Annotated in this window: 28 protein-coding genes and 1 tRNA gene; 8 read left to right on the top strand and 21 right to left on the bottom strand. The window is 44.5% G+C overall.

The annotated features are described in order from the left end of the window. Positions 1 to 77: 77 nt before the first annotated feature. From HTH_RS08090 to HTH_RS08080, 3 genes are read left to right on the top strand one after another with little or no spacing between them, the layout of a single operon-like run. Positions 78 to 845 (top strand): IS200/IS605 family accessory protein TnpB-related protein, encoded by a 768-nt coding sequence (locus tag HTH_RS08090; protein WP_232500425.1) that lies wholly within the window; start codon positions 78 to 80, stop codon positions 843 to 845. Positions 846 to 856: 11 nt separating this feature from the next. Further along, positions 857 to 1,144 carry an isoamylase early set domain-containing protein gene (locus tag HTH_RS08085; RefSeq protein WP_012964233.1) on the top strand — a complete coding sequence of 96 codons (288 nt, stop codon included), beginning with the start codon at positions 857 to 859 and terminating at the stop codon, positions 1,142 to 1,144. Further along, complete coding sequence (locus HTH_RS08080; protein WP_012964232.1) at positions 1,138 to 1,701, top strand: diacylglycerol/polyprenol kinase family protein; 564 nt, start codon at positions 1,138 to 1,140, stop codon at positions 1,699 to 1,701. The genes HTH_RS08085 and HTH_RS08080 overlap by 7 nt, the downstream gene beginning before the upstream one ends. Here HTH_RS08080 and HTH_RS08075 read toward each other — a convergent pair. The 5 genes from HTH_RS08075 to HTH_RS08055 form a co-directional block, all read right to left on the bottom strand. After that, the gene (locus HTH_RS08075; RefSeq protein WP_012964231.1) at positions 1,687 to 3,870 is read right to left on the bottom strand and encodes a lipoyl protein ligase domain-containing protein; all 2,184 of its coding nucleotides are present in this window, start codon (positions 3,868 to 3,870) and stop codon (positions 1,687 to 1,689) included. The two genes, HTH_RS08080 and HTH_RS08075, sit on opposite strands and share 15 nt — an antisense overlap. A gap of 68 nt (positions 3,871 to 3,938) precedes the next feature. Then, positions 3,939 to 4,415, bottom strand: a complete 477-nt coding sequence (smpB, locus tag HTH_RS08070) for an SsrA-binding protein SmpB (protein WP_012964230.1) — start codon at positions 4,413 to 4,415, stop codon at positions 3,939 to 3,941. 9 nt (positions 4,416 to 4,424) lie between these two features. After that, a complete protein-coding gene (gene thiL, locus HTH_RS08065) occupies positions 4,425 to 5,351 on the bottom strand; it encodes a thiamine-phosphate kinase (protein ID WP_012964229.1) in 927 nt (308 codons plus the stop codon). After that, positions 5,348 to 5,590 carry an NIL domain-containing protein gene (locus HTH_RS08060; RefSeq protein ID WP_012964228.1) on the bottom strand — a complete coding sequence of 81 codons (243 nt, stop codon included), beginning with the start codon at positions 5,588 to 5,590 and terminating at the stop codon, positions 5,348 to 5,350. The genes thiL and HTH_RS08060 overlap by 4 nt, the downstream gene beginning before the upstream one ends. A 19-nt stretch (positions 5,591 to 5,609) precedes the next feature. Then, positions 5,610 to 6,005: a bacteriohemerythrin gene (locus HTH_RS08055; protein ID WP_012964227.1), complete on the bottom strand. Its 396-nt coding sequence runs from the start codon at positions 6,003 to 6,005 to the stop codon at positions 5,610 to 5,612. A gap of 107 nt (positions 6,006 to 6,112) precedes the next feature. Here HTH_RS08055 and HTH_RS08050 point away from each other — a divergent pair, with 107 nt between their 5' ends. Continuing rightward, complete coding sequence (locus HTH_RS08050) at positions 6,113 to 7,540, top strand: acetyl-CoA carboxylase biotin carboxylase subunit (RefSeq protein WP_012964226.1); 1,428 nt, start codon at positions 6,113 to 6,115, stop codon at positions 7,538 to 7,540. On the opposite strand, the gene HTH_RS08045 is transcribed toward HTH_RS08050, so the two are convergent. The 3 genes from HTH_RS08045 to HTH_RS08035 are packed head-to-tail and all read right to left on the bottom strand — an operon-like array spanning position 7,528 to position 9,045. Beyond that, positions 7,528 to 8,277: a hypothetical protein gene (locus tag HTH_RS08045; RefSeq protein WP_012964225.1), complete on the bottom strand. Its 750-nt coding sequence runs from the start codon at positions 8,275 to 8,277 to the stop codon at positions 7,528 to 7,530. The two genes, HTH_RS08050 and HTH_RS08045, sit on opposite strands and share 13 nt — an antisense overlap. 10 nt (positions 8,278 to 8,287) lie before the next feature. Then, positions 8,288 to 8,605 carry a rhodanese-like domain-containing protein gene (locus HTH_RS08040; protein ID WP_012964224.1) on the bottom strand — a complete coding sequence of 106 codons (318 nt, stop codon included), beginning with the start codon at positions 8,603 to 8,605 and terminating at the stop codon, positions 8,288 to 8,290. 29 nt (positions 8,606 to 8,634) lie between these two features. Beyond that, positions 8,635 to 9,045, bottom strand: a complete 411-nt coding sequence (locus tag HTH_RS08035; RefSeq protein ID WP_012964223.1) for an NUDIX domain-containing protein — start codon at positions 9,043 to 9,045, stop codon at positions 8,635 to 8,637. 20 nt (positions 9,046 to 9,065) lie between these two features. Between HTH_RS08035 and serS the strand changes: the two genes are divergently transcribed. Both serS and metK read left to right on the top strand, forming a co-directional pair. After that, positions 9,066 to 10,340: a serine--tRNA ligase gene (gene serS, locus HTH_RS08030; RefSeq protein WP_012964222.1), complete on the top strand. Its 1,275-nt coding sequence runs from the start codon at positions 9,066 to 9,068 to the stop codon at positions 10,338 to 10,340. 15 nt (positions 10,341 to 10,355) lie between these two features. Continuing rightward, positions 10,356 to 11,489 carry a methionine adenosyltransferase gene (metK, locus tag HTH_RS08025; protein ID WP_012964221.1) on the top strand — a complete coding sequence of 378 codons (1,134 nt, stop codon included), beginning with the start codon at positions 10,356 to 10,358 and terminating at the stop codon, positions 11,487 to 11,489. Here metK and HTH_RS08020 read toward each other — a convergent pair. The 13 genes from HTH_RS08020 to proC all read right to left on the bottom strand — a co-directional run bounded on the left by HTH_RS08020 (position 11,486) and on the right by proC (position 21,989). Then, positions 11,486 to 12,355: an ATP phosphoribosyltransferase regulatory subunit gene (locus HTH_RS08020; RefSeq protein ID WP_012964220.1), complete on the bottom strand. Its 870-nt coding sequence runs from the start codon at positions 12,353 to 12,355 to the stop codon at positions 11,486 to 11,488. The two genes, metK and HTH_RS08020, sit on opposite strands and share 4 nt — an antisense overlap. Next, on the bottom strand, positions 12,342 to 12,836 hold the full coding sequence (locus HTH_RS08015; RefSeq protein WP_012964219.1) for an ADP-ribose-binding protein: 495 nt from the start codon (positions 12,834 to 12,836) through the stop codon (positions 12,342 to 12,344). The genes HTH_RS08020 and HTH_RS08015 overlap by 14 nt, the downstream gene beginning before the upstream one ends. A gap of 9 nt (positions 12,837 to 12,845) precedes the next feature. Continuing rightward, positions 12,846 to 12,919: transfer RNA gene (locus HTH_RS08010), tRNA-Arg, on the bottom strand. 9 nt (positions 12,920 to 12,928) lie between these two features. Then, positions 12,929 to 13,765, bottom strand: coding sequence for a menaquinone biosynthesis family protein (locus HTH_RS08005; RefSeq protein WP_012964218.1), 837 nt, complete (start codon positions 13,763 to 13,765; stop codon positions 12,929 to 12,931). 36 nt (positions 13,766 to 13,801) lie between these two features. Beyond that, positions 13,802 to 14,476 (bottom strand): GMP synthase, encoded by a 675-nt coding sequence (locus tag HTH_RS08000; protein WP_012964217.1) that lies wholly within the window; start codon positions 14,474 to 14,476, stop codon positions 13,802 to 13,804. Beyond that, positions 14,473 to 15,234, bottom strand: a complete 762-nt coding sequence (locus HTH_RS07995) for a TIGR01458 family HAD-type hydrolase (protein WP_012964216.1) — start codon at positions 15,232 to 15,234, stop codon at positions 14,473 to 14,475. The genes HTH_RS08000 and HTH_RS07995 overlap by 4 nt, the downstream gene beginning before the upstream one ends. A gap of 3 nt (positions 15,235 to 15,237) precedes the next feature. After that, positions 15,238 to 16,293 (bottom strand): porin, encoded by a 1,056-nt coding sequence (locus HTH_RS07990; protein WP_012964215.1) that lies wholly within the window; start codon positions 16,291 to 16,293, stop codon positions 15,238 to 15,240. Positions 16,294 to 16,307: 14 nt separating this feature from the next. Further along, entirely contained in the window at positions 16,308 to 17,585 is a 1,278-nt protein-coding gene (locus tag HTH_RS07985) for an ammonium transporter (protein ID WP_012964214.1), read from the bottom strand. A 48-nt stretch (positions 17,586 to 17,633) separates the two neighbouring features. Continuing rightward, on the bottom strand, positions 17,634 to 19,043 hold the full coding sequence (glnA, locus tag HTH_RS07980) for a type I glutamate--ammonia ligase (protein ID WP_012964213.1): 1,410 nt from the start codon (positions 19,041 to 19,043) through the stop codon (positions 17,634 to 17,636). A 23-nt stretch (positions 19,044 to 19,066) separates the two neighbouring features. Continuing rightward, complete coding sequence (locus HTH_RS07975; RefSeq protein ID WP_012964212.1) at positions 19,067 to 19,405, bottom strand: P-II family nitrogen regulator; 339 nt, start codon at positions 19,403 to 19,405, stop codon at positions 19,067 to 19,069. A 112-nt stretch (positions 19,406 to 19,517) separates the two neighbouring features. Then, complete coding sequence (locus HTH_RS07970) at positions 19,518 to 20,426, bottom strand: cation diffusion facilitator family transporter (RefSeq protein WP_012964211.1); 909 nt, start codon at positions 20,424 to 20,426, stop codon at positions 19,518 to 19,520. A 202-nt stretch (positions 20,427 to 20,628) separates the two neighbouring features. After that, positions 20,629 to 21,258, bottom strand: coding sequence for a peptidoglycan editing factor PgeF (gene pgeF, locus HTH_RS07965; protein WP_232500424.1), 630 nt, complete (start codon positions 21,256 to 21,258; stop codon positions 20,629 to 20,631). After that, positions 21,216 to 21,989: a pyrroline-5-carboxylate reductase gene (gene proC, locus HTH_RS07960; RefSeq protein ID WP_012964209.1), complete on the bottom strand. Its 774-nt coding sequence runs from the start codon at positions 21,987 to 21,989 to the stop codon at positions 21,216 to 21,218. Before proC ends, pgeF begins: the two co-directional genes overlap by 43 nt. A gap of 20 nt (positions 21,990 to 22,009) precedes the next feature. Here proC and HTH_RS07955 point away from each other — a divergent pair, with 20 nt between their 5' ends. Both HTH_RS07955 and mtnC read left to right on the top strand, forming a co-directional pair. Beyond that, a complete protein-coding gene (locus tag HTH_RS07955) occupies positions 22,010 to 22,564 on the top strand; it encodes a 1,2-dihydroxy-3-keto-5-methylthiopentene dioxygenase (RefSeq protein WP_012964208.1) in 555 nt (184 codons plus the stop codon). Then, positions 22,561 to 23,229, top strand: coding sequence for an acireductone synthase (mtnC, locus tag HTH_RS07950; RefSeq protein WP_012964207.1), 669 nt, complete (start codon positions 22,561 to 22,563; stop codon positions 23,227 to 23,229). The genes HTH_RS07955 and mtnC overlap by 4 nt, the downstream gene beginning before the upstream one ends. Positions 23,230 to 23,262: the final 33 nt, after the last annotated feature.

The raw sequence follows: 23,262 nt of genomic DNA, 5'->3' as shown, positions 1-23,262 counted from the left end.
TACTACAATAATCTTAAAGGAGGTTCACAACAGTTAAGAAATAGTGCACAATAATGGATATTACAGGTGCGGCTGAGATGAAGACAGCTAAGACGACAATTCAGGCAAGGCTTAAGGTCAAGGGAGAAGAGAGAAAGATACTTGACGACCTTATGAGAAGATGGTCTTCCTGCATGAGGTTTGCATACAAAAGACTACTTGAAGGAAAGACAAGAAACGAGCTAAAGTCTCTCAAGATAAAGGACAAAGGACACAAAGGAGACTACTCAGGAAGGAAATTAAGGAGGATAAGACACAGCTTCAGCTACAAGAAGCTCAAGGAAAGGATTATTAGCCTTGCCAGAAGATACGGGATAGCAATCAAGGAGGTAAACCCTGCATACACGAGCGTGATAGGAATACTCAAGTATGCTCCTCAACGAGGATTGGGGTTATCTGAGAGAGTCCCGAAAAATTACCTTCCGTTGATAGAAAGCTCTCAGCGTGAGTCAGGGACGGTGTCTGAGTCAACCGATGGAAGGAACTCAGGCACTGCGCAGAACCTAAGAAGGTCTCCGTATAATCTCTGGCGAGTGCTGAGGGTAGTGGGGTGTGGTTGGCGCCCGAAGGACAAGGGGCTAACTGCACTCTTCCCTGAGAGGCTTCCCAGGTGTCTCTCTCCCTTGAAGCCTTTAATGGTTTCAGGGGACGTGGGGAGAACTCCCTTAAGGGAGCGTGAGACTCTGCGACCTGGGGTAGGGTCTATGGCTGGGGAAATAGCGCCTGCCGGGTTTATCCCCAGCCTGAAGTGGCGCAATACAAATAGCTCGGCACCTGAGCTGTGCGCTAATGTGCAGCTGAGGTAACCAGGTAGGCTATGATTAAGAAAACGTACCTTGAGAAACAGGGAGTTTGCGTGGTTACTTTCACCGCTCAATTTGAAAAAGCTAAGCAGGTGCAGCTGGTGGGAGAATGGAATGGCTGGATGCCCGAGATGATGAAGAGGAAAAAGGATGGTAGCTTTTGGATAGTAAAGAGGTTAAAAAAAGGCAGAGAATACAGATTCAAGTACCTCATAGATGGTAGCCTGTGGGAGAACGACCCCAATGCGGATGATTATGTCCCTAACCCTTACGGTTCAACAGACAGCGTAGTTAAATGCTGAGTCTGGAGGTAAGAAGGAAGTTATTTCACCTAATAGCTATAAGCCTGTGGATAGTACCCCTAAAACTCTTCCCACCTTTCCTCACTTTTTTTACCTTTCTTGTGGTGATTTTTTTAAACATCCTGGTGGTAAAAAAGGTGGGACAAGACTCCTTAGGTGTAGTTTACAGATGTATCCTTTACCTGGAAAGGGAAAAAAATTTGGAAAAACCTTCCATACAGGCTCTCTGGGCGAACTTGGGTATAATGCTCAGCTTTTTGATGTTTGGTGGAGACTGTGCCACCATTGGCGTGATCCTTCTTGCAGTAGGTGATGCCTTTGCAAGCCTTGTGGGTTATCACTTGGGAAGAACCAAGCTCTTTGACAAGAGTTTGGAGGGCTTTTTGGCTTTCTTTTTAAGCAGTTTTTTGGTGCTTTACTTTATTTTAGGGTGGGGAAGAGCTATCATTCTGTCGCTCTTTGGTGCGCTGATAGAGCTTTTACCTCTTAAGGTGGATGACAACCTGACGCTGCCTCTGGCAGGAAGTTTTTTATGCTACATATTAGAGCATTTTTAGAATTTCCTCAAGTTTTTGCGCATCCGTGAAGCTGGTTGAAAGGTCAGCTGTAGGGTGGCCATAGAGTCCACAAAGGGCTACCACCTTGGTGTCTGTGTGTTTTTTGAGCAGTCTTATCACAAAGTCAGTCCTATAGCAATGCACTCCCACCAGAAGGGTAAGGTCGTGTTTCCCATAGAGGACGGCGTGGTGTGGATTGGGTGGGTCCATCTCTACGGTGGGGTCGTACTTTTTGAGCTTGGGTCTGTAATCTGGCATGACTTTTACATTAAACCTTCCCACCTTTTCTATTAGCCTTCTTAGCACCTCTCCCTTTTCCAAAAGCTCCTTTTCCTTCCAATCCCAGAAGAGCAAAGGACCTATCACCAGGGTGGGGTTTTTGGACTCTTTTATCCACTTTACCAGAAGTTTTACCGCCTCCTTGAAAGAGACAGCCTCCTCTCCTATGGTAGCTTCTCCCTTAAAAACTTCCTTTTGCATAGATGTTCTTGTCATGTCCTCCTCAGGGGTAGGTGCAGCCTTTGGCTTTTTGTAATAGGGGGGTTTAAAGTCCAAAAAGTGAGGAGAAAAGTCAAAGTCTCTTTTGACCTCTTTCTTGTCTGGAGCTTCTACATCCGGTTTTGCGGACATAATGCTCTGCATGTCTTCCTTTATAAGGTCCAACTCAACAGTAAACTCACCATGATAAGCCCTCTCTTCCTCTTCCACTCCCAAACTGTAGCATGTGGTTCCCACTATGTCCAAAAGTACACCTTTTGCACCTTCCTTAGATGCTTTTGCAAATATTTCGTATCGCTTCTCATAAAACTCATAACAGCAGTGTCCTATATATGTATAACCGTTTTGCGCACACCATAGGAGTGTGTCCCGAAGAAGCTCAAAGGAGGTTATGGTTATGGGTATCATGCCCTTCTGGTAGGCAAGCCTGTAAGCATCTCCAACGGTGCATCCCCCGCACTCACCGCAGTCATCAAGATGTCTGTAATCGCACCATCTTGGCTTGGCACAGTAAGGAAGGAGCATAACCTTAGCTTTCTCAATGTTCTCTATCAGCCCGCCCCCTATGCTGGCTATTATGTTATTGAGCCTTTTTTTTTCAATACCCAGCTGTAAGCCCTCCGCTTTCCTAAGGGGGAATAGAATAGCGTCAACAAAGTCTTCTGCGCTCAGGTTTAGCCCTTCCCAATCCCTGTCTTTGAAGAACTCCCTTATTCTGCTTTCCAAATTATCAATGGGTGTGTGCTTTAGATAGGCTTCCAGGTCGTAAATGATCCTCTGAGGCTTTACAAAGAAGTCGCCGTTTATAATGACCTGCTGTAAAACTTTAGTTCTGGTATCTATCTTTGCCGACACTCTGAAGGTACCACCGGGGCATCTGTGTATGCCAAAAAGCGTATCCTGGTCTTTTACTGCACTCTTTACATGATATATCCATTCGTCGCTCTTATAGTAATCTCTCTTGCTATCAAGAAGCTCAAGCTCCTCCTCAGTGAGGTTCCCCCACTGATAGTTTATGCCCAGCTCTTCAGAAATGCCTCTGAGCAGAGCTTCAAAAACTTCCTCTTTTGGTGGTAAATAGCCTAAAACCCTCTTTACCCACTCTACTCTGTCCTCCGCAGACTTTATACCCTTGGAAGTCAGTTTTTCAACAGGTATCTGAAGGGACTTTAACATCCTTTCCACATTAAAGTCCATAAGTATGGTACCCTGATACAAAAAGGCATTGCCCTCAAACACGCCCCCTGTACCTGATATCTTCCGCCCCTCTACCTCTATATCATTTCTTGGTCTAAAGTCCGCCTTTATTCCCAGCTTTCTGAGACCTTTTGCTACAGCTCTGCATATCATAGCGGTAAGCTCCTCAAAATTTTTAGCATCAACATCTCTTATGTCTGCTATCACCTCCCAGCCTATCTGCGTCTCGTCAAAGTATATAGCACCCCCGCCTGTTATCCTTCTACCTACCTGTATGCCTTCTCTCTGAGTATAATCAACTCTCACCTCTTCCTCCACCGATTGGTGAAAGCCTATAAGCACACATTCAGGCTTGAACTGCAAAAACCTTATGGTGTTGGGAATTTTTCCCTCAGCCTTTAAATCAAGCATGATCCTATCCAGAGCTATGTTTTCGTAATGGGGTCTTTGACCTGTATATACAACTCTCCACATTTTTGCCTCCTTGGGTTTTTACTCCCTTAATTTTACTTTGCAAAGGGCATGCACAGCATTGATTAAGGTCAGAGTTTTAGCTTGCCTTCTTTTATCTCCCTCTCCAACTGCCTTCTCATATCCCTCTCCCTCAGTTCCTCTCTTCTGTCGTGCAGCTTTTTGCCTCTGGCAAGGGCTATCTCCACCTTTACCCTGTTGTTTTTAAAGTAAAGGGAGAGTGGTATAATGGTGTATCCTCTCTCTTGAACCTTTCCCATGAGCCTTAGGATCTCCCTCTTGTGAAGTAAGAGTTTTCTCTTCCTCGTGGGGTCGGGGGGTTTTATGGTGGCATATCTATACGGTGATATATAAAGGTTGTATAGCCAAGCTTCTCCGTTTTCTATCCTCACAAAGCTGTCTTTAAAGGAGACCGTCTGCTTACTCCTTAAGGCTTTTACCTCAGAACCCTCCAACACTATTCCCGCCTCGTAAGTTTCTAGCAGTTCATACTCTGCCCTTGCCTCTTTGTTTATAGCTATAATGTGCTTTCCATCTTGCTTAGCCATAAGAGAATTTTAAGCCAATTTAAAGTGATCAAAGCCAGAAGGTGAAAGCTCTCTCCCGTCAAGGTATACTCCATACCCTTCCTCAACGCTTCCTATACTCCTCATGTCAAGAAAGGGGTTATACCTATCTTCTGGATGCGTAAAGAGAAGTTGATAGTCTTCACCTCCTGATAGAGCATAATCTAAGGGATCTTTGCCGTGCTTATTGCAAAAGAGTCTTAGCTCCTGAGAGATGGGTATGTCCTTGCTATTTATGTTTATCTTCACATTACTCATGCGAGATATATGCCACACATCAGAAGATAGCCCGTCGCTTATATCTATGCAGGCGTTGGCATACTTGCTTATGTGTCTTGTGTAATCTATCCTTGCGGTAGGTCTTGTGTGTCTCTCTATGAGTTTTAATTCAAACTCTTCGTATTGTCTTCTCTCCATAAGCAGAAGCTCAAGCCCTGCCTTTGAGTCTCCCAAAGTGCCACTCACATAAAGTTTATCTCCAGGTTTTGCACCAGACCTTGATACAAACCTTTCCGCTTTGCCTATCATAAATACATCTATCATTATCCTGTCGGACTTAGTAAGATTTCCACCCACCACATGACAGTTGTAAAAGTCGCACGCAGTCTTTATGCCTTCGTAAAGGGATTCCACATAGGAAACTTCCAGGTCAGGAAGGGCTAAGGATATGAGGACCCAGAGAGGGTTTCCACCGCTGGCAACCACATCGCTCACATTCACACTTATAGCTTTCCAGCCAACGGCTTGTGGTGGATAGAACCTTTTAAAGTGTCTGTCTTCCAGCATGCTATCTGTTGTAAGAAGCAGGGTTTTGTCATTTAAATGCACGGGTGCGGTATCATCGCCTATTACTGGTGAGGATAGGATGCCTTTTAGTATCTGGATGAGTCCAAACTCTCCTACCTGTGATATCCTCATTCGGAAAATATCTGTCCTTCCAGAGGCTCTACCATAATTCCCTGCTCTTGTATGAACTTTATTGCTCTTTCTATCTCTTCAGCCTCCCCATCCAACTCAACTGTGAGCATACCTGTATCTTTAGTGACCTTTGCGGTTCTGATGTTGACGCTAACATCAAAGTTCTTACACACCATGCACAGGATAGGCTCTTTTACCTTCTCCTCAGGATATATGAGCTGCAGTCTTACCAAATTCATACACTTATTATAAAACACCTCAATCACCGAGATGTATGGCAGTGGTAGAGTCCCATCTGGCAATATGAAGTATTAGCCAGGGGACAAGTCTGTCCTTTATAAAGTTGGAAATCTCTTGAGCTTCCCTGTTTTTCTTCCAGCTCTCCATAAGAGCCTTTACCTCCTTTCTCATGCCATCATGTTCCGCCTTGTGCATAGGATATGCAAAAAACTCCGCTTCTCTCATAAGCTCCTCTTCCGTTAAAAAGTGTTCTTCTATGTCATAGAGCAAAAGCTCCATAAGCTCATCTATTCTCTCCATATTGCCTTTCTGACAAGCCTCATAAAGCTCGTTGATGATCTCTATCTCATCCTCATGAAGGGCATTCATAATGGAGTTGGCTACCTGTGGCAGATCCGCCCTTTTTATCACCATCTTTCTCCTCCATCGGGTTTTTAAGTAAATATATACTTAATTTTTAAAAAGACAAACAATTCTGATCTTCCACCATTGGTTCTTTTCAGAAGCTAAAATATTTAATGATGTTTAGGAAGATTTTGATAGCAAACAGAGGTGAGGTAGCTCTCAGGATCATAAGGGCATGCAAGGAGTTAGGTATTAGGACGGTTGCCATATACTCTGAGGCGGATGCACGATCTTTGTATGTTAAAAAGGCTGACGAGTCTTATCTAATACCTGGGGATCCTGTATGGGCTTATCTGGACTATGTGAGGATCGTGGACCTTGCCAAGTCGGTTGGTGCTGATGCGGTGCATCCGGGTTATGGTTTTCTTGCTGAGAATGCCGAATTTGCAAGATTCTGTCAAAAAAGAGGTATAACCTTTATAGGTCCGAAACCAGAACATATAGAGATGTTTGGAGATAAGGTTAAAGCTAAGAAGATGATGAAGAAGCTGGGTATTCCCACCGTCCCAGGGGTTGAAGAGCCACTCAAAGATCCTACCGATGCACTCCACTATGCAAAAGAGATAGGCTTTCCCATAATACTAAAGTCCGCCTATGGTGGTGGTGGCAGGGGTATGAGGGTAGTAAAGAGTGAGAAGGAACTTCCACAACTTTTTGAATCTGGCTACAGGGAGGCTGAGACCTTCTTTGGGAAGGGAGACTTATTTATAGAGAAGTACTTGGAAAATCCTAAGCACATAGAGGTACAGATACTTGGAGACAAGTACGGAAATGTGGTCCACTTGGGAGAAAGGGACTGTTCCATACAGAGAAAACACCAGAAGGTGCTTGAAGTTACACCTTGTCCAGTTTTGCCAAAGGAGATGAGAAATAAGATGCTGGGACTGAGTGTGCGTGCCATGATGCAGGTAGGATACGAAAGTGCAGGCACGCTTGAATTTCTGGTGGATATAAAGAAAGGGGAGTTTTATTTTATAGAGATGAACACAAGGCTTCAGGTGGAACATACCATAACGGAGATGGTCTCGGGTGTTGACATAGTGGAGCAGATGATCAGGGTAGCAGCGGGGGAGGCTCTGCCCTTTACTCAAAGTGATATAACCTTTAGGGGATACGCTATTGAGTTTAGGATAAACGCGGAAGACCCCAAGAGGAACTTTGCACCCGCACCGGGCAAAATTACGGCTTATTATTCTCCTGGTGGTCCGGGGGTGAGGATGGATGCGGGTGTTTACAAAGATTTTGTCATCCCACCTTATTACGATTCTATGATAGCCAAGCTCAGCGTATGGGCTCTCACTTGGGACAGGGTTATAGCCAGGGCAAAGAGAGCCATAGATGAGTTCATCATAAGAGGTGTTCCCACCAACATACCACTTCACAGGGAGATAGTCAGGGACGAAGACTTTATAAGCGGGCACTTTGGCATAAGATTCCTTGAAGAAAAACTACCCACCTATGACTTTGAGATAGAAGACCAGAAAAATCCAGAAGACATTACTTTAGCTATATCCGCCGCCATAGCCTCTTACTATGGACTGTAAGTTATACTCACTCCACCACTCTCAAGATTCAGTTTATTCCTTACTTTTACTGTGTAAGTAGTCTCTTTCTCGGGCAGCGTATCTTCGTAAATGTATGAGGAGGTGCTTCCCACCTGCTTCCCGTTCCTGTAAATTACAAATTCCTTAAAAAGTTCATCGGGTGTATAAGACCAAAAGAGGTAGATTTTCCCTTCTACCACCTGATACTCAAGCCTTTCCACATCTTTTAAGGGAGGAGCTTCTTTAGCTCTTACGCAGAAGGTGTAAGGCTCGCTCTCTCTAATGTCTACTCTGCCCGTCAGGGCATAACACCTCTCAAAGTAATCTTTATTTATACGATACTCCTCCTTGAACTGAGCCACTTGTGGAAGATTGAGCCTGCCTTCCGACAGAGCATAAAGCCTGTAGGAGGGAAAGCCTGAGGCTATTACTAAAACACTCTGGGTGTCTTCCTTTAGCTTCACTGTGGGTTTGGATTCTACAGGCTTTCCTGCACAAAATTTGGCACTTTTGCCACCTATCCTTCTTACCTGAAAACACAAGGCGTGTCTACTTTCTTTGACAAACCATCCGTCTAATTTCTCAAAACCCTCCACCTGCACATCACCCTGCAAAGACCTGACATATAGCCTTTCTCCTATCCTTCTTATCTCCACCGACGGTTCTGGCAGAGGTTTAGGGTTTGCTTTTATACCGCACGAAGAGAGTGCAAGGAAAAATAAAAGAAGGTAAAGCATAAGAAAGATATTAATCTATTCCCGAAACTTTTTCGTAGGGCCAGATTAGAATGCCTCCTGCCAAGTTGTAAGCTTCGTATCCCATGTGTCTTAAAAAGTATGTGGCGAAGGCGCTCCTTTCCCCACTTCTGCAATAAACTATGTACTTTTTATCCTTGGGAAGGTCTTTGTAAGCATACCTTAGCTCATCCAAAGGTATGAGCTTAGAGTTTGGGATCCTCAGCTGTGCATGCTCTTGAGGAGTTCTCACATCAAGAAGTATCACATTGCTATCCTCTTCGAGCATTCTCTTGGCTTCCTCGTAAGACACTTCTGGCACCTGAAACATGCTTTCTCCTCCGTAATTATATAATAATATTAGGATTTTATAAAGTCCGCAAGTATCTTTGCATGATCAAAGACGAGCTTATCAAATGGCACATCTTCCAGTCTAAAGATGTGCACCTTTTTGGCATCATCACCCGCAGAAGGTTCTCCCTCTGCATCAAGAACGAACACCACAGAAACCACATGAAATCTTGGGTCCCTCTTAGGGTTAGAATACACACCCAAGAGTTTTCTTATGGTGGCATTTAGCCCCGTCTCTTCCTTTACTTCCCTGATTACTGCCTGCTCTACCGTCTCGCTCACCTCCACAAAACCGCCCGGCAGTGCAAAGCCATAGGGCGGGTAAAGCCTCTCTATGAGCACTATCCCCCTAAATTTTTCCTCCTTCCAAAGTCTTACTATGCCATCTACTGCAAGGAAAGGAGTTTGCATAGGTTTCATTGCATTAAAATTATAAAACCATGCTGGACATAGAACTAATAAGGAAAAAGCCCGATTGGGTGAAAGAAAGACTAAAAACAAGAGGTGAAGAGTACCCACCCCTTGTTGATGATGTGCTGATCCTTGATGAAGAGAGAAGAAGCATAATCAGAGAGTTGGAAGGGCTAAGAAGCGAGAGAAACCGCATAAGCAAAGAGATAGGCAGTATGAAAAAACAAGGTGCGGATACCACAGCGCTTGAAGTGCAGATGAAAAAGCTAAAAGAGCGTATAGAAGAGTTGGAGCACAAGCTCTCTATTGTGGAAAGGGACCATAAGAATCTTATGCTACGCATACCTAACTTGCCTCATACTAGTGTCCCTGTTGGGGAGGACGAAAAAGATAATGTGGAAGTAAGAAGATGGGGGATTCCAAAGGAGTTTGGGTTTGAGCCAAAGCCTCACTGGGAGATAGGAGAAAAGCTTGGCATACTTGACTTTGAAAGAGGTGCCAAATTATCTGGCAGTCGCTTCACAGTTCTTAAGGGCATGGGAGCCAAGTTAGAGAGGGCTCTGATAAACTTCATGCTGGATATGCACGCCAAGAAAGGATATGTGGAGATAATGCCACCGCACTTGGTAAAGCCACAGGTCTTGGAAGGCACCGGACAGCTACCTAAGTTTGAGGAAGAACTCTACAGGTGCGAAAGAGATGAGCTTTACCTTATACCCACCGCTGAGGTCCCCCTCACTAATCTATTCAGAGATGAAATACTAAGAGAGGATCAGCTTCCCATATACCTCACATCTTATACCCCTTGCTACAGAAGGGAAGCAGGAGCTTATGGCAAGGACATAAGAGGCATCATCCGTCAGCATCAATTTAACAAGGTGGAACTTGTCAAAATTGTAAAGCCAGAAGATTCTTATAGAGAATTAGAAGGGCTCACCTCAGATGCGGAGGATATCCTGAGAGCTCTGGAGCTTCCATACAGGGTAGTGCTTTTATGCACTGGTGATATGGGCTTTTCCTCGGCAAAAACTTATGACATAGAGGTGTGGTTTCCATCTCAAAGCAGATATAGGGAAGTCTCTTCTTGTTCCAACTGCGAGGAATTTCAGGCAAGGAGGATGGGGACAAGATACAAGGACCAAAAAGGTAGAAACATATATGTGCATACTCTAAACGGATCGGCTCTTGCCATAGGCAGGACGCTCGCAGCCATACTTGAAAACTACCAGAGGGAAGATGGTTCTGTTATAGTGCCTCATGCCCTGAGAGACTACGTGAAAGCTGACATTATAAAGCCTGAGTGAAATATAATAGTGGCTATGAAAAGATACATAAAGATGGCTGAATCACCTATGGAAGGTCATCCAGATAAGCTGGCAGACCTTATTGCTGATGCCCTTCTTGATGAGTTTATCAGAAAGGACCCCTACAGCAGAGTCTCCCTTGAGATACTCCTCGTTTCTGGTATGACTTTCGTATCTGGTCATGTATCTACAGAAAGCTATGTGGACATACCCGGTGTGGTCAGAAACACCATAAAGGAGGTGGGATACAACAAACCTGAGTACGGTTTTGATGCAGATACATCTGCCGTCATAACTTCCATAGAGGAGCAGAGTCCAGAAATAGCTCTGGGAATATCCTCCGAAGGTGCTGGAGATACAGCAACTGTGATAGGATACGCTTGCAGAGAAACGGAAAACTACATGCCTTTGCCCATAAGTCTTGCTCATCTTCTTTCTAAGAGCATCTCTGAGATGAGAAAGAGCGGGAGAGCGCCCTTTTTAAGACCCGACGGTAAAGTGCTTTTGACAATCCTCTACGAAGATGAAAAGCCCCTCTTTGTAAAAGACCTGGTGGTGTTTGTTCAGCACGACCCGGATGTATCTTTGGACAAACTCAGAGAGTTCATACACGAAGAGGTGTTAAAGAAGACGCTACCACAAAAGCTCATCTCAGAAGCCACAAGGATAATGATAAACCCCTCTGGGAGGTTTGTGATGGGAGGACCTATTGCGGATGTGGGTCAGACGGGAAGGAAGATAGTATCGGATGCATACGGAGATGTGGCATACTCAGGGGGAAGCGCCTTTTCCGGAAAGGACCCCACCAAAACCGACAGGTCAGCTTCTTATCTGGCAAGGATGATGGCTAAGCATGTAGTGGCTTGCGGATTTGCCAGTAGGTGTATGGTTCAGATGGCTTACGCCTTTGGAGTAAGCGAAGTTATAGCTTTTGACATTGAAACTTATGGAACTGAGAAGGTGGATAAGGAAAAAATAAAGTCAGCCCTTCTTGAAGTTTTTCCCACAGGACCCAAAAAGATCATAGATTTCCTTGACCTTAGAAAACCCATATACAAAAAAACCGCTTGCTACGGACACTTTGGCAAAGAGGACCTCTCTTGGGAAAAGCTCACAAAGGTAGAAGAGTTAAAGGAGAGACTCTCTTAGAGTTCAAGTAGCCTATCCAAGTAGACCGCACCGCCTACTGCTGGTATGTCCTTGCCAAACATACTGTATAGCCTGTCGTACCTTCCTCCCCCCGCTATGGGGTAGCCCAAATTGGGATGAAATATCTCAAACACTATACCCGTGTAATAGCTTTGGAGTCTGAGTTCAGAAAGATCAAAGGTAAGGGAAAAATCTTTTAGATGTTCAGATACCTTAAGAAGCTCCTCACACTCCTTGGAAAACTCGGGATGCCTTTTTACAAACTCTTCAATTACTTCGCCACCACCTTGTGTGTAAAGAAGGTCAACAAGTTCAGGGTACTTTCCCAGCTCCGAAAAGTTCTTCTCAAAGAGAGCTTTTACTATTTTCTCTCGCTCCCGATACTTTTCAAGTATTCTATTTACTATGCCCATATGTCCTAAATTCACCACAAAGTCATTAACGGAACACTTCTTTAAGTACTCGCAAAGCTTTTCTATGACCTGTGCATCGCTTTTCACATGGCTAAAGCCCAGATGCTCTATTCCCATCTGAAATTTTTCCGTATCCCCCATCGGCGAAAACACATTGCCCCAGTAAAAAACTTTTACTGGAAGCTCCAAATGCCTTATGCTGGATAAAAACCTTGCAAGGCTTACCGTCCAATCGGTTCTTAGGTTCAAAAGGCTACCATCCTGACAGGTTCCTATAACAAAGGGTTTGTATTGGTCAGTGTATAGCTCCGGTTGGTACTTCTCTACGGTTGGAAGTATGACGAATCTGTAATCTTTGAGCACCTCACAGGCTACTAAAAAGGAGTTCTTGAGTTTTTCTGAATCCTCAAAGGAGAAAAATCTCTCTTCGGAAGGAAGGCTACTTTCTGGCATGCTCTCTCCACTTTTCTACAAGCTCTCTATCTATGTCCACCAGCACAACCTTCTCAAGGTTTATGGGTATAAAGTTCACAATTTCGCCCATCATAGCCTTTGCTGCAACCCCCTTAGGGAGTCTTCCTATTCCTGTCCCCATTCCGGGTATGGCTATGCTCTTAAAGCCCATGTTGTCTGCAAGCTCAAGAGCTGCTCTTACCGCTTTTCTGACTTTCTCTTCTGTGGTTTCCATAACAGGCTCCTCCATAGTGGGCGCGTGAATCACACCTTTGAACTTGAGCCTTCCCGCAGATGTAAAGATGGCAGAACCCACGCTTATGGGAGCTTTGAGCATAGCTTCCTTTTCTATGATACTGCCACCCGCTTTTTTTATCACACCTGCCACACCACCCCCCATAATCCCCAAGGAGTTGGCAGGGTTTACTATAACATCCGCCTCTACATCCAGCAGGCTTCCCTCCAGTATAACTATCTCCATCCTTTAAAGCGTCCCCGGGCGGAGTCGAACCGCCGACCTCGAGATTAGGAATCTCGCGCTCTATCCTTCTGAGCTACGGGGACTGCTATTTATTATACTTCATCAGAAAAGATGGTACTTGGTATATCCACATTTATTATGCCCCTTTCTCTGCCAAGACTCAGCAAAAGTCTAACCGCCTGCCTTCCATCCTCTCCGTAATCTACCGTCCTGCTATTTACATACATGCTAACAAACTTGAAAGCTTTCTCTTGGCTTTCCTTTATGTCCCTTGCGTAATCTCTGGCATACTCCAAAGCTTTGTCCACATTAGAAAGAGCATACTCTACACTCCTTCTCATAAGCCTCTCTATCTTTCTGATGGTTTCCTCTCCCAGGTCTTTTCTTACTACATTACAACCTAAGGGTAAGGCTAATCCAGTCTTTTCCTTCCACCACTGACCAAGGTCCACAAATTTCAAAAGTCCCCTGTCGGCATAACTTATCTGACCTTCATGTATGACAAGCCCAGCATCCGCCTCTTGTCTTTCTACCTTGTCCATAACTTGGTCAAAGGGAACCACTTCTTCACAAAAGTCAGGCTCGTAAAGCTTTAGCACCAAATAAGCAGTGGTGAGCTTTCCCGGAATGGCTACTCTTTTGCCTCTGAGTGTGTCAAGCGGTTTTTTGGAAACTACTATGGGACCGTATCCATCGCCTACGCTTCCCCCACTGGGAAGCACCAGATACTTGTCAGCTACATAAGGATAGGCATGAAAGGATATGGCAGAGACTTCATAAGTTCCCTTGAAAGCTTCCCTGTTTAGGGTCTCTATATCCGCAAGCACATGCTCTATCTGAAATCCCTCAGTGTCTATCTCACCAGACACCATCGGATAGAACATAAAGGCATCGTCTGAATCTGGACTGTGGGCAATCCTTATCCTCATAGCTTAAGTTCATTATAATACCTCTTGGGCTTTCCATCAACATAGGCAGAGCTTACCTATGAGTTCCTTTAAAAGGATGACGTTTTCCGATCCTTTGTAACCTTCCAAATGTTCAAAGCTTATACCTTCCTGCTTTAGCTCGTCCTGATAGTGCTTTGCCCATTCAAGAACCATCTCCTTATCTACCTCTATGTGGAACTGTAGTCCCACCGCCTTCTCGTAAACAAAAGCCTGATTCTCGTACTTTTCTGACGAATAAACTCTGACCGCACCCCTGGGAAGCTCAAAAGTGTCACCGTGCCATTGAAAAACAGTAAGCTCATCTGGAAAGTCTTCAAAAAAAGGATGATGCGCCCTTTTATACACTTTCAACCAGCCTATTTCTTTACCCTTTTCTCCCCTGTAAACCCTTGCACCAAGTACTTTTGCCAACATCTGTGCGCCCAGACATATGCCTAAGATGGGGGTGGCTAAACTTAAGGCTCGCTCAATAATCCTATATTCGTAAGAGAGAAAGGGAAAGATGTTCTCCTCGTATGCTCCCATGTACCCTCCAAGTACAATAAGTAAGTTATAGTCTTCTAAGGGTCTTTTTAATGTTTGTCCTTCTGCAGTATCCAAATACTCAAATTCAAAGCCAAGCTCTTTAAGCACACTTTCAAGCATACCAAGATGCTCAATTTTTACATGTCTTATCGCAAGAGCTTTCATAACTTTGCCTCCAATGCCTCAGGAAGTTCTTTAATGCTCTGTATAATAAGGTCTGGTTTTATACCCCTTTCAAGGTCTTTATCCCTAAACTTTCCCGTCTTTACAAGACATCCTCTCATTCCAAACTTTTGCGCTCCTAATACATCAAACTCTATGTCATCACCTACCATAAGGGTCTCCTCAGGCCTGGCTTTTAAATACTCAAGTACTACAGTAAAAAACTCATGCGATGGCTTGCCTATCACAATTGCATTTTTTTCAGTTGCATACTCAAGAGCTTTGATAAAGGGTCCTGCATCAAGGGAAAGCTTTCCATCCTTGTCCATAAAGTACTTATTGGGAGCTACGGCTATCAACTCCGCACCTTCTAAGAGAAGCCTGAAGGCTTTGTTTAAGTTTTGGTAAGTAAAGTTGCTGTACGCATCCGCAACTACCACATACTTTAGAGGATAGCTCTCAAGCCCAGTAAACTCCTCTTTCGCTTCATCGGTGGTAAGAAGATAAGCATCAGCCTTATTCTTAAGCAGAAAACCCTTTGTCACTTTTAGAGCTGTAAAAAGCTCACTTTCCCGTATGTCAAAACCCAAAAACTTCAGCTTCTCAAAAATGGTTTTGGAGGGCACCCTCGTAGTGTTTGTAACAAGAGCAATTCTATATTTTTTCTTAAGCTCCTTTAAAGCTTGAGGTGCACCCTCTATAACTTCATCCCTTATACATAAAACGCCATCAATGTCCAAAAGCACTGCCCTCAAGCTCATGACCTAAAAGATAAAGCCTACCTCTACCCCAAGGCGCGTTTGGTTTTTCTTTCCGTTGTTGGTAAAGGGTTTGTCCGCGCTAACATAAGAGAGCTCACCTCTCAAAAAGAGAGGTCCTTTACTGTAAGCTGGTGTCAGGGTAAAGCTCCACCCCTTGTTGCCATCTCCTAGACCTACTAAGTCTATACCTCCAGCGTCCGAATTGTCTTTCACATACTCAACCCTCCCCGAGAGCTTAAAGGGTTTGAGGTCGTAAGAGAAGTGGAGGCATCCACCACTTGCCTTTGCCTTCTGAGGAACTTGGGCAGTGTTGTCTTTTGGAGCCTCCACATACATGGCATCCGCTCCAAAAGAAAGCTTCCCCAAGGTATAGGATGCTACAAGGTTAAACTCCCTTTTGTTGGCTGGTGCGGATGTGCTGTTGGGTCTTGCACTCTTATCTGGCAAGAAGAGATTAAAGGAAAGGGAAAAGTCCTTTATAGGTGTTATACCAAGGCTTCCTTCAATGGCTGGTTTGGGATGTGTGGTGCTGAGTGTGTAAAAACCGTCATTAACACCCACCTTTACAAAGAAAAGGTCAGAGGTGTAAGTCAGTCTTACGCCGTTGTTTATAACCGGCTGCATGTTCCAGATTAGCCCCCTTTGGATGTAGTTATTCTGGTAGGTAAAGGCAGACTCGTAGCCTATAATGGTGGGTAGCTTGCCCGCCTGCAAGGAAAGTCCTTTAACTGGTGCAAATTCAAGGTAAGCTATAGGTAGCGCGCTAAAAAGGTCTGTATAATTAGGTGTTTTTGAGATGCCAACGCCCACCACTGGTAGTGAGTAGGCACCGCCTACGAGGGTAAAGCCAAAAGGTTCAGCAGGCTTGGATATGCTTAGAAGAGCAGAGCCTATGTCATACCTTGTTTTTCTATCCGTGCCTGCTCTGTTATTGGTGTAAATACCATAGCCCGTCAATGCTCCACCTATGTTGAAGCTGCCAAAAAGGTCTGTCTTAAGCTCAAGAGCTGGTGAGAGACCCACGCAACCACCAAGAGTAAATAACATCAATCTTTTCATGATAAGCCTCCTTCTTAAGTTATGTTGTAAGCGTTCTCGCCATGCTGGGACTTGTCAAGTCCCTGCACCTCCTCTTCGCCATTTACCCTCAAACCTACAAGTATCCTAAGGACCACAAGTATGACAAAAGTGGCTATAGCATCGTAAACTATGGTTGTGCCTATAGCTACAAGCTGGACTATCACCTGTCCTGGGTTGCCGTATAAAAGCCCTTTACCAGCTTCGTTTATAGAAGGGTCTGCAAAGATCCCTGTAAGTAAAGCGCCTAATATACCAGCAGCACCGTGTATGCCAAAAACATCAAGAGCATCATCGTAGCCAAGCTTGTGTTTGACAACTGCAACCATAAAGTAGGGAATTGTGCCTGCAAGAATGCCTATAACTATAGCACCTACTACATTGACAAAGCCTGCTGCTGGAGTTATGGCAACAAGACCGGCAACTGCACCCGAAGCAAGACCCAAAAGAGTGGGCTTTTTGGCATGCAGCCATTCAGTAAACATCCAAGAAAGAGCAGCCATGGCAGTTGCCGTGTTGGTATTTAAAAAGGCTGCTGCCGCAAGTCCATTGGAGGCAACCGCAGAGCCTGCATTAAAACCAAACCAACCAAACCATAAAAGCCCTGCACCAAGCACCACCATAGGCAGATTGTTGGGAATGAGGGTTGCCTCCTTTCGCCTCCCCAAAAGTATGGCACCCACAAGTCCTGCAATACCAGCGTTTATGTGAACCACCGTACCACCCGCAAAGTCAAGAGCACCTAACTTTGCCAGAAAGCCTCCACCCCAAACCCAGTGAGCTATGGGTACATATACCAGGCTGACCCAAAGGATGCTAAAAAGCACCCAGGTGGAAAACTTTAATCTTTCCACATAGGAACCACTCACAAGGGCAACAGTTATAGCTGCAAATGTAAGTTGGAAGACCACAAAAATAAGCTCCGGCACAGTCCCCTGAAGGCTTTTTACACCAACTCCGTTAAGTAGCAGTTTTGACGGGCTTCCTATTACGCCAGAGATATCCGTGTTGAAGGCAAAGCTATAACCGTAAAGAACCCAGATCACAGATACTAAGCAGTAGGCTACAAAGGACATAGCTATGGTGTTTAGCGTATCCTTTCTTTTTGCCATACCTCCGTAGAAAAGGGCAAGCCCGGGCAGTGTCATGAGCATCACCAGTGCTGTAGATATGAGCATCCATGCTGTATCTCCAGTATCAAGCTTTGGAGCTTGCTCCTGTGCAAAGGATAAGTGGACCAAAAGTAGTGGTATAATACCTGCTACGCGACGCATTTTATCTCCTCCTCTGCCCCACCCATTGGGGCGGGGCGGTTTTTTTACTTAAATGTCAAAGTAAAGCTCAAACTCCTTAGGATGGGGTATGAACCTTATCTCGTCTATCTCTTTGCGCTTGGAGTCTATCCAAGTTTGTATGAGATCTTCAGTGAAGACACCACCTTTGAGTAGAAACTCGTAGTCTTTTTCCAGAGCCTTGAGAGAGTCTTCCAGAGAACCGGGCAGTTGAGGTATGTCCTTTAGCTCTTCGGGTGGGAGGGAGTAAATGTCCTTGTCAAAGGGCTCTCCGGGGTGTATGCGGTTTTCTATGCCGTCTATGGCAGCCATCAGGATGGCAGCAAAGGCCAGATAAGGGTTGCAGGTGGGGTCTGGGAAGCGTATTTCAATCCTTTTAGCCTTTGGAGACTGGGAATACATGGGTATCCTTATGGCAGCGGAACGGTTCCTTGCAGAGTAGGCAAGCCTTACGGGCGCTTCAAAGCCGGGTACAAGCCTGTGGTAGGAGTTTATAGTTGGGTTGGTAAAGGCTGTAAGAGCGGGTCCGTGTTTGAGAATACCACCTATGGCATAAAGACAGAGTTCCGAGACCCCAGCATACTCTGAACCTGCAAAAAGATTCTGCCCTTCCTTCCATATGGAGAAGTGGGTGTGCATACCAGAACCGTTGTCGTTGGGTAAAACCTTTGGCATGAAGGTGGCAAACTTGCCGTACTTGCTGGCAACCATCCTAACTACATACTTGTATATAAAGAGTTTGTCAGCCTGATTTACCAGAGAATCGTAGCGTATGTCTATCTCTGCCTGTCCTGCTGTTGCCACCTCGTGGTGGTGTAGCTCCACCACTATACCCAGCTGAGACATGATGGATACCATCTCACTCCTCAGGTGGTGAGTTTTATCTAAGGGTGGTGCTGGGAAGTACCCCCTCTTGTGGGGTATCTTATAGCCAGAGGAGGTTATCTCTCTGTTCCACCAGCCTTCTTCGGAGTCTACCTTCCAAAAGGCGTAGTTAGCAGATGTGCCAAACTCTACAGAGTCAAACATAAAAAACTCCGCCTCTGGTCCGTAGTAAGCTGTATCTCCTATGCCAGTTTGCTTGAGATACTGCTCTGCCTTCTGGGCTATGTAGCGCGTGTCTCTGCCGTAGCGCTCCCTGGTTATAGGGTCGTATATATCACATATCATCACGAGGGTTTTTGGCTCCATAAAAGGATCTACAAAAGCTGTAGAGGCATCAGGAAAGGCAAGCATGTCTGACTCGTGTATGGACTGCCAACCTCTTATGGAAGAGCCGTCAAAACCTCTTCCGTTCTCAAAGGTGTCCAGAGAAAGTTCGTATGCAGGTATGGTAAGGTGTTGCCACTGACCAAAAAGGTCAGAAAACCGCAGATCCACATACTGGATCCCTTCCTGCTCAATGAGGTTTAGCACCTCTTCCGGCGAGTACTTGGGCATGGTTTACCTCCTTTATAGAAGTTTTATATTGCCTGCTCACCTCTTTCACCCGTCCTTATCCTTATCACATCTTCTATAGGTATTACGAAAATCTTACCGTCCCCCACTCTTCCCGTTTGAGCAGTTTTTGCAATAACTTCCACCACCTTCTCCACATCCTCGTCCTTTACCACCACCTCAATCTTGACTTTGGGTAGAAAGTCAATTACATACTCGGTGCCTCTGTATATTTCTGTGTGTCCCTTCTGCTGACCAAAACCCCTCACTTCGGTAACCGTCATACCACCTATACCTATCTCCACAAGGGCATCCTTGACCTCGTCCAACTTAAAAGGTTTGATGATGGCTTCCACCTTTTTCATGCTCAACCTCCTTCATATGTACTTGCAAAGAGCATACCAAAGGCATCCCTCTGCTGGTGCTTTATTTTATTACCTTTTGATGGCAGTGCATAGGTTTTCTTTTGTGTAATTGTTAACAATTTTGTTGGTGTGTTAACTCTTCCTCTGGACAGTATATTATCTCTACGGTGGTGTGGATTATGTTGTCAACTTCTTCAATGCGTTTGATGTAATCCTCAACGGATCTTTCTTTACTGGTAGTTATACCGAGTATGCAGGCATACTTATCGTGATGAACCCTCAAAAGGTGTATGTCGTGGACTCTGCTTGCGCCATCGCTCTCTATCCTTTTTATAAGTTCCTGCACTATCGGTGAGGTCATCTCTCTGTCAAGGAGTATCTTGGAAGTATCTTTTATGAGACTGTAAGACCATGATATGATCACAAAAAAGCCCACCATACCAGAAAGGGGGTCCAAGTACCACATGCTTAAGTATTTTCCACCCAGCAAGGCACCAATAGCTAAAAAGGAAGTCAGAGCATCAGCCAAAACATGAAAGTATGCTGCACTTAAGTTAAGGTCGTGGTGCTGATGGTCACCTTCAGACAAAATTACCGCACTTATAAGATTGACCACAAGTCCTGCAAAGGCAACAAAAAGGGCTTCCTCATACCTTATTTCCTCTCTCTTTATGAGTTTTAGCAGCGCTTCCTGAAGGACTAAAAAAGCCATAACTCCCAGCACCACTGCGCTGGTATAAGCTCCGAGAACTTCCACCTTCCAGGTGCCAAAGGAAAAGCTCTTATCCCTTGACCACCTTCTGGCCAGCACATAGGCACTGAAGGCTATACCAAAAGCCACCGCATGCGTACCCATGTGGATACCATCAGCAAGAAGCGCAACAGAACCAAAGGAGTAGCCAGCCACTACCTCAACTATCATAAAAACAAGTGTCAGAAAAAATACGAGGAGCATCCTACCCTCAGTTTTTCTCTTGGGCGTGTAAAATACATGCTGGTGTTTGCAAAAGGGCTTTTCCATAAAGTTAAATATTACACTTCCCAAAATTTCTTCAGATGAAAAAGATCATGTTAAAAAAAATCTAACCCTTGTAAATCAATAGCTTGAAATCCAATTGAGAAGTCCTTTGTAAGGGACTTCTCTCCTTTGAGGCGAGTAAGGTTAGCTCGCTTTCAGCATGGGCGGGCGACCAGAGTATTGAAAAACAATACTTTGGGAGTTTTTATATGTGCTGTTCTATGTAGGCGTAGGTGATGATCCTGTCCTTAGTTTTATCCCTTCTGTGGGAGGGGTAATTGGTGTGGCATATGGTGCATACATTTAGTTTAACAAGCTTCTTTACCCCACACCTCTTTAGTCTTAAGATGGCTTCTTCCTGAGTATCCAGAAAAAGAGAGCCGTTCCTGTAATAAGTGGCTATAAAGCTCTTTTTAAAGTCTTCACCTACTTGATAGCAACACGCCTTTGCCGATGGACCTACAAAGGCTATCAGGCTATTGATAGGTTCAAACTGCTCAAATATCTTTAAGGTTTCTTCAATTATCCCAGCTTTTAGACCTCTCCAACCTGCATGCACAACCCCAACGGTTTTTTGCCCCAAAAGGGCAACAGGTACGCAATCTGCCGTTTTTACACCCACCTTTATACCTCTTAACTGAGTGATTACCGCATCAGCCTCTGGACTCTTGGGAGTAAATTCTGTAAGCACGTAAACTTCCTTAGAGTGAACCTGCTGAAGCGTAAAAATATCGCTCCCTTCTTCCCAAGGTATTATGCCAGCACATATGCTCCCTATTTTGAAACTAAACCCTACTGAAGCTTTTTTGTTTTTTCCCATGCTCTGTGTACGCATTCCATCAGTATGCCAGAAAAACCTCCCTCTTCAAGCACCTTTATACCTTCTATGGTAGTTCCCCCGGGTGAGGCTACTTTTGTGATCCACTCCTCCGGATGGCCACCAAACTTCTTTAGGACTTCACAACTACCTATTACTGTGTCAAGCACTATGCTCTTGGACATCTCATACGAAAAGCCTTCCCTTATGCCTGCCAAAATGAGGGCGGAGAGAAATTTAAAAACAAAAGCTGGACCAGAACCTGCCAGAGCTGTAAAGGCATCTATTAGATCCTCCCCTATTCTGTATAGGCTACCGCAGGAGGAAAAAACTCTTATAAACTCCTCCTCATCTTCATGGCTTACCTCTGAATTACAAGTATAAGCAATTGTCCCCCTCTGGACTGCAACATTAAGGTTAGGCATAGCTCTTATTATCTTCCCCTCTCCAACTATGCTCTCTATCTCCTTCAAACTAAGGCCTGCCACTATGCTCACAAGCACCCTATCTTTGAGTTTTCCCCTCAAGCTTTCCAACACACCTTTAGCATCCTTTGGCTTTACTGCCAAAAGCACGAGATGTGCATCTTTTAATAAAAACTCCAACTTTTGGGCAACTCCAAAACCATCTTCTAATGCTTTTTGCATCTTGTCTTTATCAATATCGTAAACAACTACCTGAACTTTTTCCATAAAGCCTTTTGCAAAACTGCTTCCCATATTACCATAGCCTATGATCCCCACATGCATAATGTTATATAATAACAGGTATGAGCTTACTTGTCCTCTATGATGAGGAAGGAAAGGTTTTAAAGGTAGAAATGGATCACGATAGCATAGTTAAAACTCTTGAAGACCTGTGCATAATCTTTCAAAGGTGGCAGGTAAAAAATCTACCAGAAGATGCCTCTGAGGAAGATGTCCTAAAAGCTTACGAGAAAGAGATAGAAAGCATTAAAAGTTTTTATAAATTTGTTTCTTTGGATGTGGCAAGTATCACACCCGACCATCCCAAAAAGAGCGAGCTTAGAAACATGTTTTTGAGGGAGCATACCCACTCTGACTTTGAAGTGCGTTTCTTTGTGGATGGAATGGGTACCTTTTACCTTCATTTGAGGGATAAAGTTTATGCCGTTGTTTGTGAAAAGGGAGATTTTATAAGCGTTCCTGCCAATACACCCCACTGGTTTGACATGGGCAAAAATCCCTCTTTTAAAGCTATACGCTTCTTTTCTATTCCAGAGGGATGGGTAGCTAACTTTACAGGTAGTGATATATCCGAGAAAATTCCCGACCACGACAGCATAGTAAGTTCATGGCTATGATTTCGGCAATACTTACCGACATAGAAGGCACAACATCTTCTATTTCCTTCGTAAAAGATGTGCTTTTCCCGTACTCAAGGAGAAAGCTAAGAGACTTTTTAAGAGATCACACTCAAGACAGGGAAGTGCAGGCCATCTTAGAGGAGCTTTTCAAAAAGGTGGGAAAAAGGTTAAGCATTGAAGAAACAGCAGAGCTTTTAACTCAATGGATAGACGAAGATAGGAAAGAGCCAATACTTAAAGACCTTCAGGGGCTTATATGGGAGGAAGGATACAGAAAAGGAGAGTTGATAGGACACATATACCAGGATGCATATCAAAAGCTCAAAGAGTGGCACCAAAAGGGCATAAAGCTTTATGTGTTCTCATCAGGTTCCGTAAAAGCGCAGAGGCTTCTCTTTTCCCACACACCTTATGGTGATATCACTTACCTTTTTTCGGGATACTTTGATGCTAAGATAGGAAGTAAAAAGAGTTCTGAATCTTACCTTAAAATAGCAAAGGCAGTATCTTTAAAGCCAGAGCAGATGCTGTTTCTTTCTGATGTGGAGGAGGAGCTAAACGCAGCCAAGAGCGCAGGCATGCATACCGTAAGACTGGTAAGAGATGGAGAAGCATTCTCAAAACACACAATTGTGAAGGATTTCTACTCCATTGCTATTTAAAGCCAGTAAAGCGGACATCACAATCGCTGATAT

Source organism: Hydrogenobacter thermophilus TK-6 (assembly GCF_000010785.1).
Taxonomy (GTDB): domain Bacteria; phylum Aquificota; class Aquificia; order Aquificales; family Aquificaceae; genus Hydrogenobacter; species Hydrogenobacter thermophilus.
Note: the sequence above shows the minus strand (reverse complement) of the source record. Positions and strands in the feature narration are given on the sequence as shown.